The sequence below is a fragment of the Sediminibacterium sp. FW305-C-49 genome (genome assembly GCF_058231085.1).
In genome coordinates, this window is the sequence record NZ_JBIQXS010000002.1 from 771746 (window position 1) to 789161 (window position 17416).

General features: G+C 41.0%; 16 protein-coding genes. 13 read left to right on the plus strand and 3 right to left on the minus strand.

Annotated features, from left to right (window positions below; all coding sequences use genetic code 11):
- Nucleotides 1–39 precede the first annotated feature (39 nt).
- From ACH3Z1_RS10820 to ACH3Z1_RS10835, 4 genes are all read left to right on the plus strand, one after another.
- Entirely contained in the window at nt 40–861 is an 822-nt protein-coding gene (locus ACH3Z1_RS10820) for a hypothetical protein (protein ID WP_490821976.1), read from the plus strand.
- Nucleotides 862–1007: 146 nt separating this feature from the next.
- Nucleotides 1008–1943, plus strand: coding sequence for a lipoyl synthase (gene lipA, locus ACH3Z1_RS10825; protein WP_490821977.1), 936 nt, complete (start codon nt 1008–1010; stop codon nt 1941–1943).
- Nucleotides 1944–2052: 109 nt separating this feature from the next.
- Nucleotides 2053–2763, plus strand: coding sequence for a hypothetical protein (locus ACH3Z1_RS10830; protein ID WP_490821978.1), 711 nt, complete (start codon nt 2053–2055; stop codon nt 2761–2763).
- 23 nt (nt 2764–2786) lie between these two features.
- Nucleotides 2787–3740, plus strand: coding sequence for a phosphodiester glycosidase family protein (locus tag ACH3Z1_RS10835; RefSeq protein ID WP_490821980.1), 954 nt, complete (start codon nt 2787–2789; stop codon nt 3738–3740).
- A gap of 89 nt (nt 3741–3829) precedes the next feature.
- On the opposite strand, the gene ACH3Z1_RS10840 is transcribed toward ACH3Z1_RS10835, so the two are convergent.
- Together ACH3Z1_RS10840 and ACH3Z1_RS10845 are read right to left on the minus strand one after the other, a co-directional pair.
- Nucleotides 3830–4807 carry an ROK family protein gene (locus ACH3Z1_RS10840; RefSeq protein WP_490821981.1) on the minus strand — a complete coding sequence of 326 codons (978 nt, stop codon included), beginning with the start codon at nt 4805–4807 and terminating at the stop codon, nt 3830–3832.
- A 26-nt stretch (nt 4808–4833) separates the two neighbouring features.
- On the minus strand, nt 4834–6441 hold the full coding sequence (locus ACH3Z1_RS10845) for an MFS transporter (RefSeq protein ID WP_490821982.1): 1608 nt from the start codon (nt 6439–6441) through the stop codon (nt 4834–4836).
- A gap of 124 nt (nt 6442–6565) precedes the next feature.
- On the opposite strand from ACH3Z1_RS10845, the gene ACH3Z1_RS10850 reads away from it, so the two are divergent.
- The 9 genes from ACH3Z1_RS10850 (at nt 6566) to ACH3Z1_RS10890 (ending at nt 16578) form a co-directional block, all read left to right on the plus strand.
- Entirely contained in the window at nt 6566–7981 is a 1416-nt protein-coding gene (locus tag ACH3Z1_RS10850; protein ID WP_490821983.1) for a glycogen synthase, read from the plus strand.
- Nucleotides 7982–8065: 84 nt separating this feature from the next.
- Complete coding sequence (locus ACH3Z1_RS10855; protein ID WP_490821985.1) at nt 8066–9349, plus strand: glucose-1-phosphate adenylyltransferase; 1284 nt, start codon at nt 8066–8068, stop codon at nt 9347–9349.
- Between the two features lie 205 nt (nt 9350–9554).
- Nucleotides 9555–10949, plus strand: a complete 1395-nt coding sequence (locus ACH3Z1_RS10860) for an MFS transporter (protein WP_490821987.1) — start codon at nt 9555–9557, stop codon at nt 10947–10949.
- Nucleotides 10950–10979: 30 nt separating this feature from the next.
- Nucleotides 10980–12848: an alpha-amylase family glycosyl hydrolase gene (locus tag ACH3Z1_RS10865; RefSeq protein ID WP_490821988.1), complete on the plus strand. Its 1869-nt coding sequence runs from the start codon at nt 10980–10982 to the stop codon at nt 12846–12848.
- A 93-nt stretch (nt 12849–12941) separates the two neighbouring features.
- Nucleotides 12942–14123: a cation:proton antiporter gene (locus ACH3Z1_RS10870; RefSeq protein WP_490821989.1), complete on the plus strand. Its 1182-nt coding sequence runs from the start codon at nt 12942–12944 to the stop codon at nt 14121–14123.
- 10 nt (nt 14124–14133) lie between these two features.
- Nucleotides 14134–14499 (plus strand): VOC family protein, encoded by a 366-nt coding sequence (locus ACH3Z1_RS10875; RefSeq protein WP_490821990.1) that lies wholly within the window; start codon nt 14134–14136, stop codon nt 14497–14499.
- Between the two features lie 14 nt (nt 14500–14513).
- Nucleotides 14514–15449, plus strand: a complete 936-nt coding sequence (locus ACH3Z1_RS10880) for a WD40 repeat domain-containing protein (protein WP_490821992.1) — start codon at nt 14514–14516, stop codon at nt 15447–15449.
- A gap of 20 nt (nt 15450–15469) precedes the next feature.
- On the plus strand, nt 15470–15892 hold the full coding sequence (locus ACH3Z1_RS10885; protein WP_490821993.1) for a tail fiber domain-containing protein: 423 nt from the start codon (nt 15470–15472) through the stop codon (nt 15890–15892).
- A gap of 95 nt (nt 15893–15987) precedes the next feature.
- On the plus strand, nt 15988–16578 hold the full coding sequence (locus ACH3Z1_RS10890; RefSeq protein ID WP_490821995.1) for a PepSY domain-containing protein: 591 nt from the start codon (nt 15988–15990) through the stop codon (nt 16576–16578).
- A gap of 99 nt (nt 16579–16677) precedes the next feature.
- Here the strand turns inward: ACH3Z1_RS10890 and ACH3Z1_RS10895 are convergent, their stop codons facing one another.
- The gene (locus ACH3Z1_RS10895; protein WP_490821997.1) at nt 16678–17415 is read right to left on the minus strand and encodes a GLPGLI family protein; all 738 of its coding nucleotides are present in this window, start codon (nt 17413–17415) and stop codon (nt 16678–16680) included.
- Nucleotide 17416: the final 1 nt, after the last annotated feature.

Sequence of the window (17416 nt, forward strand, 5' to 3'; positions counted from 1 at the left end):
AATTTTACTATAAATTTACAAGTAACAAATCTAATGGAAGTGAAGAAGCTATTTATCATTGTTAGTCTCCTCGGGTCAGTTGTCGTTTCGGCACAACAGAAAACACAAACACCAGCCCAAATGGAGAAAGCCAGGAAAAAGGCAGAGAGAAAGGAAAAGATCAATCAAATGATCAAACAGGAGGAGGAGGGTGCCCTTGTTTTTAACAAGCAGGGATCATTTAGCTTCAAATTCAATTCCGATGGATGGGGCATGTTTTATGAGCGCGGTAAATACAAAACCGTTACCAAAACCAATCTCTGGTGGATTGAATTAGGGGAACATAAACATCCGAAAGAAGAGAAAGTGCCTACCATCAGTGCATCAGGCGGGTTCCTGATTGTTTCCAGCTATATCTATGGCAAACGAAATAATTTTTATAACCTCAAGCTGGGTTTTGGTCAGCAAAAACTGATTGGAGGCAAAGGCAATAAAAATGGTGTAGCCGTTTCGGCCATCTATGGTGGTGGTCTTACAGCAGGTCTTTTGAAACCTTATTACATCGAAATTCAAAATCCAACCACCAATAAACAGGAACAGATTAAATACGATAATAACGATAACCTGTTCTTAGACCCAACCATTATTTTGGGTCGCGGCGGACTTACCAAAGGCTTTGGTGAAATGAAATTTGTACCCGGGGCCCACGTTAGAACGGCACTCCGTTTCGATTATGGCCGCTACAATGAAGTGGTATCTGCACTCGAAGTGGGCTTAAATGCGGAATATTATTCCCAGAAAATGCCCATTTTGTTACTAAATAAGGAAAAACCCTTCTTTTTCAACGCTTACGTAGCCCTTACTTTTGGTAAGCGAAAGTGACCTATTTTTGCGGGGCAAAGTCCGAAAGTCGGGAAGATGCATCTTTCCGGAGAAAAGGGTCTATGAATCTGTTTGGATGATAACCCATTGAACTTTTCGCTTACAGACTTTCGCTCTTTCCTACTTACGGACTAAAAAGGAGTTACATGCAAGAGTTACCAGTTGTTTCTAAAATAGACCCTGCCAGTTCCAAAATACAAAAACCTTCTTGGTTAAGGGTAAAGCTGCCCATCGGCGAAAGCTACAAACATGTTCGTGGATTGGTTGATACCCATAAACTGCATACCATCTGTGAAAGCGGTAATTGTCCGAATATGGGCGAATGCTGGGGAGAAGGTACGGCTACATTCATGATTCTCGGAAATGTGTGCACCCGTAGTTGTGGTTTTTGTGCAGTGGCTACCGGCAGACCAGAACCCGTTGATTGGGATGAACCCCAGCGTGTGGCAGAAGCTATTCACCTGATGAAAGTGAAACATGCGGTACTTACAAGTGTAGACAGAGATGAATTAAAAGACGGTGGTTCGATTATCTGGTACAATACCATTAAAGCGGTTAAAAACCTTAATCCCGATACCACACTTGAAACATTGATACCCGATTTTAAAGGGAATGCCGACCAGGTACAACGTATTATTGAAGCAGCACCAGAAGTAGTGAGTCATAATATGGAAACAGTGGAACGCCTCACACGACAGGTACGTGTACAGGCCAAATACCAGAGAAGTCTTGAAGTATTAAACCTGCTGAAAAAAGGTGGGATGCGAACCAAAACGGGCATGATGCTGGGTTTGGGCGAAACCAAAGATGAAGTGGTGCAAAGCATGAGAGACCTGGTGAATGTAGGATGTGATGTACTTACACTCGGACAATACCTGCAACCCACTAAAAAACATTTAGCTGTTCAGCGTTTTGTTCATCCTGATGAATTTTCGGAATTACGTGAAATTGGATATGATCTTGGTTTTGATTATGTTGAAAGTGGTCCGTTGGTACGTTCGTCATATCATAGTGAGAAACATGTGATAAAGGGATGGGGTAGAAATAAGTGGATGGAAGAGAAAGCCAACATGTTGGTATGATTGAATAGTAAATGAAGTGATTATTGTGGTTTGATCTTGAACCGTATTTTTTATATTATAAATATTCTTCTTAGTTTTTCTGTTGGCACTTGCTAATACCTCACTATCAATGATAGCACAAGAACAGAATGAGGCCTTACTTATAGTTGGTAATGCAGCATTGAAAAATGCCGGGTGGGTGAATTATGCAAATTATTGTTTTGATAGAGAGAAAGGTCTGCGAAAACAGGCATTTCAACAACTTGATCATTTTCTGAAATTAACGGATGGCTGGACAATTGAGCAACAGAGAGAATTTGTACAATTTCTCTTCCCCTTTATGGAAACTGTGCAGGATGCAGATTATGGCCCTTTCCCTCAACTGCTAAGTGAGCGACTGGTGAGACCTGTTCTTGAGAAGTGGTGTGAAACAGAACAAAAAGATGCAAGGCCATTCAGATGGTATGGTACCTATTATCGAAGCCAGGAGTATTTATTTAAGGCTCTGGAAATTGATCCTGCAGATGATATGGCGAGAGAAATAATTTTAAAAAGATGGACTGATAACATTAATTATTCTCTGCATCATTTACCTGAGTATTATATCGGAGATCCCTCAGAAGATTTAAAGTTAGCAGAAAAAATAGAACTTCAAATCAGCGAGTTAGCTGCTTTTTCACGCCAGCAATATTGGATCAATATACTCGAATCAGATATGGAGCTTGTGAGAAATTATATGGATTGGCAAGCATCCGCACACAACAATTTCGAAAAATGGGGGCAGGAAAACAATAGAAAAACTGGTTACGGCACAACACCAACATATTACTACGAGAAATAAACGTGGCTATTTTAATGATTTTCATGCGTAAAAAAGTATATCTCTTGCTGATTCATGTAATTTTTATTTCTGGATTACATGCTCAAATACAATGGGTAAATGTAGATTCCCTCTTTCAGCCATTGCCATCATCGGTTCATGTCTATAAAACCAATGAGTCACTCGATGGGAAACCCAATATTGCTTATTATGTAACCGTTGAGCTGAAAGATAAAAAACTGGACATCTCTACAGCGGTCGGAAATGGTAAAAGATATACACCCACTGAATATTTCGAACAGTACAATCAACCATTACTGGTAATGAACACTACTTTTTTTGAGTTTGTTCATAATAACAACCTCAATGTAGTGATCAATAAAGGGAATTTGCTCGCTTATCAACAGCATGCTATAGCAGGAAGAGGAAAAGACACTTTAACCTATCGCCATCCTTTTGGAAGTGCAATAGGTATCAACAAAAAAAGACAAGCAGATGTGGCATGGTTGTACACTGATTCTGCATCTAAGTATGCGTTTGCAAGCCAGGTAACTGTACCATTCTTTAAAGACAGTATTGCTGACCCGTCAGCAAGTGATATGCTAAAAAAAGGAGTATTCAAAAAATGGAAAATGCAAACGGCAGTAGGCGGTGGTCCGGTATTATTGCAGCATGGCGGGATAAGCATTACCAATAACCAGGAAATCAAATTTGCTGGTAAAGCTATCGACGATAAACACCCACGTTCAGCAATGGGTTATACAAAAGATGGGAAACTTATTTTTCTGGTAATTGAAGGGAGATTCCCCGGTAAAGCAGAAGGTGCCACTCTCACACAGACTGCTCAGCTATTGAAAGATATTGGCTGCACAGAAGCTCTTAACCTTGATGGTGGTGGCAGCAGTTGTTTACTCATCAACGGAAAAGAAACCATCACACCAAGTGATAAAACAGGTCAAAGGGCAGTGCCGGCAGTGTTTGTAGTAAAAAGGTTATAAGCTACAAGCTTCAAGCCACAAGCTGCAAGTTGATCTGTTCTGGTAAACACTACTATTCTTGTGGCTTGAAGCTTGTAGCTTTTTTTCTACTAGTTCTTCTCCCACACCAGGGCAGAAGCCCCTAAAATTGCGGCATCAGACTCTTTCAGGTGGCTAACGAGTATTTTTACTTTGTTCTGGAATACCTGGATCAGGTTGTCTTCCATGCTTTCGCGTGTAGGTTTTAATATCAGGTCACCTGCTTTGGTAAGTCCGCCGAAAAGAACAATCGCTTCCGGGCTGGAGAACATAACAAAATTGGCGAGTGCTAGGCCAAGTATTTTCCCGGTGTATTCAAAAATTTCTTTGGCCAGTTCATCCCCTTCCATTGCGGCATCATATACTTTTTTGGAATCGATTTCATCTTTTGGCACATTTCTCAGCCAACTGGGCTGATCACTTTTTTCGAGTAATTCCAATGTGGTGAGTCGAACACCTGTGGCAGATGCATAACTTTCCAGTGATCCACGTTTGCCGGTACCATCATGTAACCGGCCATCGGGTATAATGATGGTATGTCCGAGTTCACCTGCAAACCCATCATGCCCATAAACCAATTTCCCATTGGCTACAATACCACTACCCACACCTGTACCCAGTGTAATCATGATAAAATCATTCATACCCTTGGCAGCGCCATACATCATTTCACCAATGGCTGCTGCATTGGCATCATTGGTAAGGGTAACGGGTAATTTGAATTTGTCTTCAATGAGTTTTGCGAGTGGAATAATGCCTTTCCATGGCAGGTTGGGTGCATATTCAATGGTTCCTGTGTAAAAATTCCCGTTGGGTGCACCAACACCAATACCTTTCATTCTTCCTACACCTCCTGCTTTTGCAATGAGTTCAGATAAAAGATTGTATAGTTCATCAATAAATGATTCAACTTCTGCATGCTTGCGTGTAGACATTTCACTGGAGAACAAAACATTTCCCACACGGTCTACAATGCCGAATTTGGTTCCGGTACCTCCAATATCAATACCAATTGCCAGTGGTTCTAAAGATGTCGTATTGCTAGCCATAACAATTCAAATTTTCATCCGCAAAATTAATGTCCGCTGCTTACTTGTGCATCAAAATCAAGACCCTGCGATTGTAATACTTTTTTCATCTTAACAGCCAGGAAGGCAAGAAAGGCAAAACAACCGGCAGCCAACAGGTAAGACTGGTGCATGCCTACCGCTTCCAGATCGCCAATAGCACCCTGTAAAGGAGGAATGATGGCACCGCCAAGAATCATCATAATTAAAAATGCAGAACCCTGACTTGTATACTTGCCTAATCCGCCTACACCCAATGAGAATATACATGGCCACATAACTGAACAACAAAGCCCGCCAGCCATTAAGGCATAAACAGAAACAATTCCATTGGTAAATACGCCTACAAGCATGGCAATGGTTGCGAGTATGGAAACGGCCAATAAAGTTTTGGCAGGTTTTTCCTGACCGTAGAAAAAGGCGATAAGGGCAATAATAATACAAACACCATATCCCCATAAATCACTGATATCACTACCATACATGGAGTTAACACCCAAAACCACTAAAAATGCAATAAATGGAACGACAACGGTAAGTAATCTGCGAACACCAGCAGATACGTTGAAAACACTTACAGCACCTGTCCACCTGCCAATCATCAGGCTACCCCAATACAAGGAAATGTATTTTGAAATCATGCTTTCATCGAGCCCCATTTCGGTCAGATAGCCGGGTGTTTTCAAGAGTGCACCAAAATTATTATCGATGGTTACTTCAACACCTACATATACAAAAATACCTAACATGCCATAAATCAATTGTTGGTATTTCATGGCACCCCAGCCAGTATTGTTTTTAATGGCACTGGCATTGGAATAAAACAAAATACCTACAACAGATACCATGCTAATTAATAGCAAAGTAAGTTTGGGCACTTCTGTTAATTGTCCAACAACAATGATGGCACCAATCAGTAAAGTCATGATGGTTAAAGAAGCGGCAGCTTTATTGGCTTTTTCAAATTTTTCATCATTCTTGCCATCGGGTAATTTGGAGAAGGCAAAAAACAGTGCTACCAATGCGAACACAGCAGCTACGATCATATACAATACATTTATATTAGTTACAGTTACTTCTGCTTGTTCTCCACCAACAGATCCAAACAGGAAAAAACTCACAATGATGGGTCCCAGTGTGGTACCTAATGAGTTTACACCACCGGCAAGATTAAGTCTGTGAGCACCTGTAGAAGCATCACCTAAAGAGATCGCAAAGGGTTGTGCAGAAGTTTGTTGTAAAGAGAAACCCAATGCCACGATAAAAAAGGATGCCAGTAAGGCAGGGAATGAGTTGGCGTTGGCAGATGGAATAATCAGTAATGCGCCAGCCACTGATATCCATAAACCATAAATAATACCTTTTTTATATCCGATTTTGTTGAGGATATCATAACCTAAAATATTAGAAGAGATAAACAGAATCAAAGACCCAATAAAATAAGCCCCATAAAATGCGGAACCGATCAATTGCGATTGAAACTGGTTGAGCTGAAAATGGGTTTTACAGAATGGGATCAGTATACTGTTTGAAGCAGCAATAAATCCCCAAAAGAAAAAAACAATGACAAGTGTAGCAAGAGCACTCGTATTAGTTGGTTGTTTTGGCTGGGTCATACAATCGGTCGTTTAATGTAGGCTGTAAAATAACGAGAAAAATCAGCCCGAAAAATTTTAAAGTAGAATTTGACAGTACCGTTTTACTTCCTAACTTGAAAGCAAATCAGACAAACTGCGATTCATGGAGATTATTCATGTGAGTGCCGAATGTTACCCGGTAGCCAAAGCCGGCGGACTGGGAGATGTGGTAGGGGCACTTCCTAAATACCAGGTAAAAGCTGGGCATATTGCCAAAGTGGTGATGCCCATGTACAGAACTAAATTCTTATACGAGAACGACTGGACGGTAGATTTTAAAGGGCAAGCCAATTTGGGGAACTGGTTTTTTGATTATACGGTTATCAAGGAAAGCAGCAACAAACTGGGCTATGATCTTTTTCTCATTGATATCAATGGTTTACTGGATCGCCAGAAAATTTATGGATATGATGATGATGCCGAAAGATTTACTGCTTTCCAGATTGCCTTGGTGAATTGGATGATTCACTGGGAACATCAACCCGATATTGTTCATTGTCATGATTATCATACCGGGCTCATTCCGTTCATGATGCAGTATTGTTATGATTATAACAGGCTGAAATATATTCCTACAGTTCTCACTATTCATAATGCGCAATACCAGGGTTGGATGGGCTGGGATAAAAGTCGTTATATACCCCGTTGGGATCTCTGGAAAAGAGGGATGCTCGATTGGAATGATACGATTAATCCATTGGCATCAGGTATTAAATGTGCCAGTAAAGTAACAACTGTTAGTTGGAGTTACATGGATGAACTCAGGAGTAATTCAAACGGACTCGAAAAATTGTTTGAGTATGAAAGAGGGAAATGTGTAGGTATCTTGAATGGAATTGATAATGAGGTCTGGAACCCGGCAACCGATCAATACCTGGAAAACCACTACAGTGTTAAGAATGTTACTGCAGGCAAAAAAAAGAACAAAGCCCTTTTATGTGAACGTTTCGGACTGGATATTGAAAAGCCTTTATTCATTTTCATTGGTCGGTTGGTAGGAGAAAAAGCAGCAGATATTTTGCCTTATGCTATTCGTTTAGCCATTGAACAAACACAGGGACAAGCCAGTTTTCTGGTATTGGGTAGCGGAGAAACAGCCGTGGAGTGGGAGTTCCAGCAAATGGCTGAACCTTATAAAGGCGTATTCAGTGTTGTGATAGGGTATGATGAAACTTTGAGTCACCTGATGTATGCAGGAGCCGATTTTCTGCTGATGCCCAGCAGGGTAGAACCTTGTGGATTAAACCAGATGTACTCGATGCGTTATGGTACAGTGCCGATTGTGAGGAGTACGGGTGGCTTGCAGGATACCATAGTAGACATGGGCGATTCTGATGGTTTTGGTATTCGCTTTAACCATGCAACAGCAGAAGATGTAAATTATTCCATAGGCCGCGCTGTTTCAGTTTATCAGGACAGCACACATATGGAACGCATGCGTAAACACATGATGCAGATAGACCATAGTTGGGAGAGCACGGTGGATGAGTATACTAATGTGTATAAAAGCCTTAAATAATTTTATGATATCAGATGTCGGATATCTGACTTGAAATATATCCGACATCTGATATCTGACATCAAAAGATTAAATAACGACCATATGAATAGTATTTCAAAATCAGTGTTAGCCGTAATTCTTGGTGGTGGTGCGGGCACCCGTTTGTATCCGCTAACGGCCAGCCGGTCAAAACCGGCTGTTCCTATCGCAGGCAAATACAGATTGGTAGATATACCTATCAGTAATTGTATCAACAGTAATATTAACAGGATGTTTGTATTGACACAATTCAATTCAGCATCCCTGAACAAACATATCAAGAACACGTATCATTTCAGTGCATTCAGTACAGGCTTTGTTGATATCCTGGCTGCAGAACAAACACCTGATAATCCGGGTTGGTACCAGGGAACTGCAGATGCAGTAAGACAGTCGCTAAGACATATATCCAATATGGATTTTGAGTATATACTCATTCTCAGTGGCGACCAGTTATACCAGATGGATTTTAGTGAGATGCTGGAAAGCCACCGGTCGAAAGGAGCTGATATTTCTATTGCCACCATTCCCGTGAATGAAAGAGATGCACCTGAGTTCGGTATCCTGAAAGCGGATGAAGATAGTTATATCACATCCTTCATTGAAAAACCAAAAAAAGATTTGTTACCTGATTGGGTAAGCGATACGGGCGCCGAAATGCAGCGAACCGGCCGTAACTACCTGGCTTCAATGGGTATTTATATCTTTAGTAAGAAGGCATTGTATCATTTATTAAGTGACGTACATCCCAATGCCACCGACTTTGGTAAAGAAATTATTCCGGATTCAATTCAGAATTATAAAGTCGTGAGTTTTCAGTACGATGGTTACTGGACCGATATCGGAAATATTTATTCCTTTTATGAAGCCAACTTGGCTCTTACACAGGAAATACCTCCGTTTAATCTATTCGATAACACCAAAACTGTATACAGCCGGGCACGCATGTTGCCACCTGCCAAAATAAGCGGTACCACACTCGAAAAAACAATTATAGCGGAAGGGTCAATTATACATGCAAGCAGAATTGAGCAAAGTGTGGTGGGTATCAGATCGCGTATTGGTCATGGAACCACTGTGGTGAATAGTTACCTCATGGGTAATGATTATTATGAAACCATTGAAGAGATGGCAGATAATACCGCAAAAGGATTACCCAAAATAGGTATTGGAGAACGGTGCTATATTAAAGATGCCATTATTGATAAAAACTGCAGAATTGGTAACGACGTAAGAATCAACGGAGGAGCTCATTTATCCAATACCGATCATGCATTATATACGGTAAAAGATGGTATTGTAGTTGTCAAAAAATTAGCAGTACTGCCGGATGGCTTCGTGATTTAATTTCATTTGTATGGAATAAAAATAGCTCTGCGTAAACTCAGCATCCTCTTGTTCTCTGCGGTGAATACTTCTTCAGAAAAAGAATAGGAGTAAGCAACGGTTACGCATTGTTGTATGGAAAGTATAGTTGAATATTCATTCACTACTTAATAAAAATACGCTACATTTAAGTATATGTAATTAGTACACATTACAAACGATTGCCATGGCCAGCTCAGCACCACATTCACCTGCTTCTGCAGGTTTGATGCCTAAACCACGTTTATCACTCAGCCAGATATTCTTTATGAGTTTTGGCTTTCTCGGTGTTCAATTCGGATTTGCACTGCAAAACGGAAACACCAGTCGTATCCTCCGCTCATTTGGTGCAGATGTAGAACATCTTCCCATGTTCTGGATCGTAGCGCCTTTAATGGGAATGATTGTGCAACCACTCATTGGTCACTACAGCGACAGAACCTGGAACAGGGTAGGGAGGCGAAAACCTTACTTTCTGGCAGGCGCTTTACTATCATCCGCAGCACTTGTATTTCTTCCGAATTCTGCATCTATGTCATCCATGATTCCTGCGTTGTGGATCGGTGCAGGAATGGTGATGATTATGGATGCTTCTTTCAATGTGGCAATGGAGCCCTTTCGAGCACTGGTAGCAGACAACTTACCCGATTCGCAAAGAACAAGTGGATTTGCTATTCAAACCTTTCTTATTGGTGTGGGAGCAGTAATTGGTTCGGAGCTACCATCGATACTTGCTAAAAACGGATTTTCACAGGAAGCAGGAGAATCAGGTGTGGCTGACAATATTAAATATGCGTTTTATATTGGAGCTGCCGTATTCATTATTGCCATACTCGTCACTGTTTTTTTATCGAGGGAATACCCGCCAGCAGAATACGAAAAATACCATGGTAAACCAGATGAAGCTTCACAGAAAGCTGGTATTGGTGAGATATTCAAAGACTTTAAAAACATGCCAAAGACCATGAAACAGTTGGGACTGGTTCAGTTCTTTTCATGGTTTGCTTTATTCAGCATGTGGGTGTTTACCACTGATGCTGTTGCTACACATGTTTACCAGTTGTCGCCCGACGATACAAGATCTGTTGCCTACAATAATGCAGGTAATACAGTAAGCTCAGCGTTCGGTACCTATAACCTGGTGGCAGCGATTTATGCATTATTCCTGCCACTCTTTGCTAAGTTTTTGGGGCGGAAAGGGACACATGCATTCTCGCTTATTGCGGGGGGGGTCGGACTGATCTCTATCTATTTCCTTAAAGATCCTCAGTTCTTAAAATATTCTATGATAGGCGTGGGGCTTGCGTGGGGAAGTATTCTAGCGATGCCTTATGTAATACTGTCCGGCTCTATACCCGCAGGTAAACTGGGTATTTACATGGGTATCTTCAACTTCTTTATTACACTTCCGCAAATTGTAAATGGTATTGGTGGCGGGTGGATTGTAAAAAATATTTATGGTGGTCAACCCATTTATGCCATTGTACTGGCAGGATTTTTTATGCTTTGTGCAGCAGTAAGTGTTTTGTTTGTGTATGATGCAGGTGCCATTAGTATAAAACAGGAAAGAAGCAAGGGATAAATGTTTTGATCGAATCAAAAAGAAATGGGTATGAAAAAATATTTTCAGTTATTGTTGTTGCTGATGTTGTGTAAGCCAGGAACATCACAGGATGTATCTATTTATCCCTCGCATTGGTTTGCCGATATGCAGCATAATAATGTTCAACTCATACTGAAAAGTAATGATACATCTTTCTGGCGCTATCGTTTTACCATTACGTATCCGGGGGTACAGAAACAACGCTCGCATCGCTTTAGTAACGGGAAATATGTGGGTCTTGATGTTGCCATCGCAAAAGACACCAAACCCGGTGATGTGAAGATTGTAGGTGTGTACAAGGGCAAAACCATAGAGCTCACATGGAAAATCAAACCAAGAAGAGCAGGCAGAAATACAGCTTTTGCTCAGGGCGTCACCTCAAAGGATTTTATTTACCTCATCATGCCAGACAGGTTTAGTAATGGTGATCGCACAAATGATCAGTTTAATAACCTGCATGATGTAAGTAGTAACCGCAATGATGTATTGCTGCGTCATGGTGGCGATTTAAAAGGAGTGCAAAATCATTTGTCATACCTGAAAGATTTAGGAGTCAGCACCGTGTGGATGACGCCGGTGATTGAAAATAATATGCCACTCAATAAAGAAGCTGCGGGTATGATGAGTGGTTACCATGGTTACTGGTTTACGGATCATTACAAAGTGGATGAACGTTTGGGAGGCAACCGGGCGTATCAGGAACTGTCTGATTCCTTACATGCCAATGGCATGAAATTGATACAGGATGCAGTGTACAATCATATCGGGTCACATCACTGGATAGCACAGGAACCACCATCACCAGACTGGATCAACCAATGGAAAACCTATACCGGCAGTAATCATAGGGATGAAGCCATCTTTGGGCCATATTCAGGTACAAAGGATAAGAAACAGATGCTGGACGGTTGGTTTGTTCCACACCTGCCAGATGTAAACCAGCGAAATCCTTTTGTGGCTAACTATCTCATTCAGCATGCTATCTGGAGTACAGAAGAATTTGGAGTTGATGGATGGCGGGTCGATACTTATAAATATTGCGACGAAGTTTTTTTGAATAAAGTGAATGACGCACTGTTAAAAGAATATCCCAGACTAACCATCTTCGGAGAAGCCTGGACCAATACGGTTACCGGTAGTGCCTATTTCACCAGAAACAACATAAACGTTCCGTTCAAACACAATGCGGAGGGCGTAACAGATTTCCCATTGAATGCGGCTATCATAGCCAGCCTCAATCAACCCTTTGGCTGGACAGAAGGAGTGAATAAACTATACATGACATTGGCGCAGGATATTTTATACCAGCAACCGCTGAACAATTGCATTTTTCTCGATAACCACGATATGGACCGCTTCTATTCAGTGGCAGGAGAGAATATGAATAAATTCAAACAGGGTATAGGCATGTTGCTTACACTAAGGGGTATTCCACAACTGTATTATGGTACGGAAATACTGATGAAGAATTTTAAAAACCCGAGTGATGCAATGGTGAGGCTGGACTTTCCGGGTGGATTTGAGGGCGATCAGGTAAACAAATTCGATAAAGCCGGAAGAACAACAGAAGAACAGGAAGCATTTGATTTTGTAAAAACACTGGCATTGTTCCGGAAAAAATCAACGGCGCTCACTACAGGTAAAACCATGCAGTTCCTCCCAACTGATGGTGTGTATGTGTATTTCCGGTACGATAATAAACAGACCATCATGTGCATCATCAATACAGGCGATGTGAAGAAGAATGTATCATTCAATGAGTATGCAGAAAGAACCAAGGGTTTCACAAAAGCAATAGATGTTTTTTCAGGTAAAAATCAGGGAGAAGCATTCGAATTGCCCGCACGGGGAATGATGATATTGGAATTACAGAAATAGTTGCTGCATACTTGCCGCTGTTATGTTAATCTGTTGAGGAAGTGCCAAGCACGATTATGAAAACCGGCACTCAGCGCTTATATTGCAATCAACATGACTACATCCATCATTATAACATTATGTGTACTGATATTACTCGCATATCTCTTTGATATCAGTTCCGCTAAAACAAGAATACCAACCGTCATTCTTTTGTTGTTATTGGGCTGGGCGCTTAAACAATTAACGGTATTCTTTTCAGTGACAGTTCCCGACCTATCCTCTTTATTACCCTTGCTGGGTACGGTAGGGTTGATATTAATTGTACTGGAAGGTTCTCTTGAATTAGAGTTGAATAAATCAAAACTGCCACTGGTAAGGAAAGCGGCCATCGTATCTTTTTTCCCACTAATTGTGAGTGGATTATTGCTGGCCTGGTTATTCAGTTATTACGGCGGGTATTCCTATAAACAATCACTGATCAATGTACTTCCCTTCTCCATCATCAGTAGCGCCATAGCCATACCCAGCGCCAAAAACCTGGATACCTATAGCAGAGAGTTTGTTACCTACGAGAGCAGTCTGTCTGATATTGTGGGTGTTATCATTTTCAATTTTGTGGCACTGAATGCAGTAATTGACGCTACCGCATTTATGCATTTTGGCTGGCAACTCTTACTGATACTGGTGGTTTCCTTTTTAGCATCTGTTGGCCTTTCTTACCTGCTTGGCAGAATACAGCATCATATTAAATTTATTCCCATTATGGTGATGGTAATATTGATTTATATTGTATCCAAACATTATCACCTGCCTTCACTGTTACTTATCCTGTTGTTTGGCGTTTTTCTTGGCAATCTCGATGAACTGAAACAGCATAAATGGATTGCCAAACTAAAACCAGATGACCTGAACAAGGAAGTTCACAAGTTCAAAGAGATCGCAACAGAAGCAGCATTTGTGATCCGTACTTTTTTCTTTCTGGTATTTGGTTTTCTGATCGAGACAACAGAATTATTAAATACAGATACACTTGTATGGGCAGCAGTAGTAGTAGCTGTTATTTTTATAACCAGGGCCATCCAGTTGAAAATAGCAGGAATAAAACTCTTTCCGCTGCTGTTTATTGCACCCCGTGGATTAATCAGTATTCTCTTATTCCTGTCGATTTCTCAGACCGATAAAATTGATATGGTAAACAATTCACTCATCATACAGGTCATTATCTTAACAGCATTGGTAATGATGATAGGAATGATGGGTGTGAAGAAAAACAAAGCCTCTATACCTGTATAAAGAATAGTATATGGAAATTCGTCTTCATGAAATTGAAATAGGTGCCACAGTACCCGGGCAGACTACAGCTTTTTTTTCTTCGGTATTGGGTTTGCCTGTCAAACTACAGGAGAATGGGCTTAGTGTTTTCGATAGTGGAATATCTGGTCTTGATTTTAATGTATCAGATCATCTGGCAGATGGCGCAGTGAGGGTGAGTTTTCTGACCGACGATTTACAAAGCTGTATCCTCACATTAGAAAAACAACAACAGCCATACGAAGGTCCATATGAATCGCATTTGGGAATGTTGGCAATACGGTTCAAAGCACCCAATGGAACGGAAATAGTCATCAATACGCCAACAGACAGTTCACCTCTCTGGTTGAAACCATGATATAAAGTATAGGTATGAAATATGTAGCACTGCTGTTGAGCTGTTTTTTGCTTGGATCATTTTCTAAGCCATCGCCCGGTAAGGGTTTGTGGACCGTAACAGTGGATCCAAGTGGACGTTATGCAGTAACGGGAGGAGATGACCGCATCATCCGGCTTTACCAGACCAAAGACATGAAATTGCTGAAAACTTTTCCGGTTGGCTCCATGATCAGACGACTGGCATGGCAACCATTCGGACAATTGCTGGCAGTAGCTACCAACGATAAACATATGCACCTGCGTAATATGGTTACGGGCGACTCTATTCCATTGCAGGGCATTGAGTCTGGCGGAAGAGGAATAACCTGGAGTTATAATGGTAAATTTCTTGCGGCAACAGATAATCACCTTATTAAAATATTCAATGAAAAGGGACAATGGATAAGAACCATTCCCAAAGAAAATAACAGCAGCTATTTTGATATTGACTGGCACCCCTCGAAGAATTTGCTGTTGGTGAGTGGAGATGATATTCGTTTGTATGAAATGAGTGGGAAAAAAATTATTACCCTCAAACATCGGGAAGAACAGACAGGCGTGTTATCTGTAGAGTGGCATCCTTCCGGGTTGTTTTTTGTAAGTGGCGATTATGGACATGAAGCTGAGGGTATTACCAGTTTATTACAGTACTGGACGCCGGAAGGTAAATTATTTAAGACCATCAAGGGTAGTAAAATGGAATACCGTGATCTGCAATGGAACCCGGATGGAACTTTGTTGGCAACAGCCAGCGACAAGTTGCGTATCTGGACCAAAGATGGTGAATTGAAATATGAAGGAGGTGAGGGGAAAGAAAATTTATGGGGGCTAAGCTGGAACGATTATTCAAAAGAACTAGTCACCGTATATTTCACAGGAATTTTAGAAAAATGGAACAGCAAAGCTGTTTCTTTGCAACGATTCGAATAGCTCACTAAAAATGCCATGTTATGAAAAAAAATAGGAAATCACTTAGTCTGGCGCTGATTACCTGCATTGTTACACAAGCTGCAATGGCCCAGGAAATGAATGATACCGAACTCAAAAAATACATCAGGCCGCTAAGCGATGCAACAACCCAGTTGCTAAAATTAAAGCCACAGATGTTTGAGTATAAAGCAGAATTCAACCGTTCACTGAAATTACCGGCAGGCAGACAATTTGGCTTTGGTATTGAAAATGTTGAAGCGGTTTTCCCGCAACTGGTAAAAAGTAAAACCATCTCTTATACGGCCGGCAAGAATCTCTTTAAACAGGCTTATGTAAAAGAAGTGGAAATGGAGGGGCTGATTCCAGTATTGGTAGAATCAATCAGGGAGTTACAAACGCAGATATCGCAGCTAAAAGCAGAGTTACAGGCTTTGAAAAAATAGCTTTACCCAGCCACATAAAACATCTCAGGCTTCATGGGTTATTGAATATATTTAGCATTTCCCGGTTACTGGGTCATGCTAAATAGTGCAGTGTCATGTTGAATCATCAGGAAAGCCGGCAACAGCAGGCAAAAGTTTTACGGGTATTCAGAAAAGTACATCGGGTAACCGGTGCTTTATTGTTTGTTTTCTTTTTTATGGTAGCCATCACCGGTCTTTTATTGGGATGGAAGAAGAACAGTAAAGGGTATTTGCTGGCCAAATCATATAAAGGAGTATCGGCCGAAACCAGAAACTGGTTGTCGGTAGATAGCCTTAGCAGGAGAGCTGCTCATTATTTGCGTGATAGTGTTAATGCTGGTTTAAGCACTACGATTGACCGTATCGATTTCAGACCTGAAAAAGGCATGGTTAAATTCCTCTTCACCGAACATTTTACAGCCTTGCAACTCGATGCCAGTACGGGAGAACTGTTACATGTTGAAACAAGAAGAGCTGATTTTATTGAAAAAATACACGATGGTTCTGTTGTAGACCATTACCTGAATATTTCATCAGGTAGTTTCAAATTATTTTATACAAGTATAATGGGACTTGCCCTTGTATTGTTTACCGTGACGGGCTTCTGGTTATGGTATGGTCCGAAAAGAATGCGGGCAAAAAAAGGAAAGTCCGTGAGTCTGTAGCCGATAGTAATTACCCCCAAAACTATTCAGCCATCAAAACCCCCGGACTTACCAGTATACATTTCATTCTCACATGCCGGAATGAATCCGACGTCAGTTTTATAGTAAAGAAGTCCACAATATTCGTGCCGCTTCTTTACCCCAATCCTTCATTGCTTTATTCAGGTCAGTAGAAAGTTGTGTCCAATTTGCTTTCTTACCTTTTTGTGCTGGAGTAAGTTGGGCGGGTGTTGGGTCTACCAATTCTACTTTCGTGGCAAACCAGGTAGTATGTAATCTCGGTACTGCCAGGCCAAGTATCATGCCCGGTAAACCGCTAAAACTTTCAGGGCCGCTATTGACCATGATCTGGTCGGTATAAAAAGCAACTACATAAACTGAGTCGCAGATTTTAGTGACAGCTTTTTTGCATTCAAAGCCTGCAATGGTACGTGTTTCATCGGTAATGCGCCATTCGAGCTGGCGAAGGCTGTCCTGTATCAGGTAAGTTTGTTCAAATACATCCCGCTGCATGGAAATGGTGCCCTTATTGATGTCTTTAATGGTAACATCAGATTCTGAAGGTTTGCCCATCCAGAGATATTTATTGTCAGGATTTTCTTTGAGCAAACGGTAAACAGAACGTTCATTATTGAAGCGAAGTTCAAAATGATCTGTCAGCATTTTGGGATAGATCTTTTTCATTTCAGCAATCCAGGGACCTTCATTTTCTCCTTCAAGCTGACTGTGCTGGTTGTATTTTCTTTCAAATTCAACCCTGCCGGAACTGATAAACCTTGCCTGCGAAAAACAGGTGGTTGCTGATAACAGGAATAATAGGATGAATATATTTTTCATA

Excerpts from the sequence above, each read along its gene's own strand:
- ACH3Z1_RS10865 (WP_490821988.1), top strand. The coding sequence starts at position 10,980 with ATGAAAAAATATTTTCAGTTATTGTTGTTGCTGATGTTGTGTAAGCCA.
- ACH3Z1_RS10845 (WP_490821982.1), bottom strand. The coding sequence starts at position 6,441 with ATGACCCAGCCAAAACAACCAACTAATACGAGTGCTCTTGCTACACTT.
- ACH3Z1_RS10885 (WP_490821993.1), top strand. The coding sequence starts at position 15,470 with ATGAAAAAAAATAGGAAATCACTTAGTCTGGCGCTGATTACCTGCATT.
- ACH3Z1_RS10850 (WP_490821983.1), top strand. The coding sequence starts at position 6,566 with ATGGAGATTATTCATGTGAGTGCCGAATGTTACCCGGTAGCCAAAGCC.
- ACH3Z1_RS10860 (WP_490821987.1), top strand. The coding sequence starts at position 9,555 with ATGGCCAGCTCAGCACCACATTCACCTGCTTCTGCAGGTTTGATGCCT.
- ACH3Z1_RS10855 (WP_490821985.1), top strand. The coding sequence starts at position 8,066 with ATGAATAGTATTTCAAAATCAGTGTTAGCCGTAATTCTTGGTGGTGGT.
- ACH3Z1_RS10840 (WP_490821981.1), bottom strand. The coding sequence starts at position 4,807 with ATGGCTAGCAATACGACATCTTTAGAACCACTGGCAATTGGTATTGAT.
- ACH3Z1_RS10835 (WP_490821980.1), top strand. The coding sequence starts at position 2,787 with ATGCGTAAAAAAGTATATCTCTTGCTGATTCATGTAATTTTTATTTCT.
- ACH3Z1_RS10870 (WP_490821989.1), top strand. The coding sequence starts at position 12,942 with ATGACTACATCCATCATTATAACATTATGTGTACTGATATTACTCGCA.
- ACH3Z1_RS10875 (WP_490821990.1), top strand. The coding sequence starts at position 14,134 with ATGGAAATTCGTCTTCATGAAATTGAAATAGGTGCCACAGTACCCGGG.
- ACH3Z1_RS10895 (WP_490821997.1), bottom strand. The coding sequence starts at position 17,415 with ATGAAAAATATATTCATCCTATTATTCCTGTTATCAGCAACCACCTGT.
- ACH3Z1_RS10880 (WP_490821992.1), top strand. The coding sequence starts at position 14,514 with ATGAAATATGTAGCACTGCTGTTGAGCTGTTTTTTGCTTGGATCATTT.
- ACH3Z1_RS10890 (WP_490821995.1), top strand. The coding sequence starts at position 15,988 with ATGTTGAATCATCAGGAAAGCCGGCAACAGCAGGCAAAAGTTTTACGG.
- lipA (WP_490821977.1), top strand. The coding sequence starts at position 1,008 with ATGCAAGAGTTACCAGTTGTTTCTAAAATAGACCCTGCCAGTTCCAAA.
- ACH3Z1_RS10830 (WP_490821978.1), top strand. The coding sequence starts at position 2,053 with ATGATAGCACAAGAACAGAATGAGGCCTTACTTATAGTTGGTAATGCA.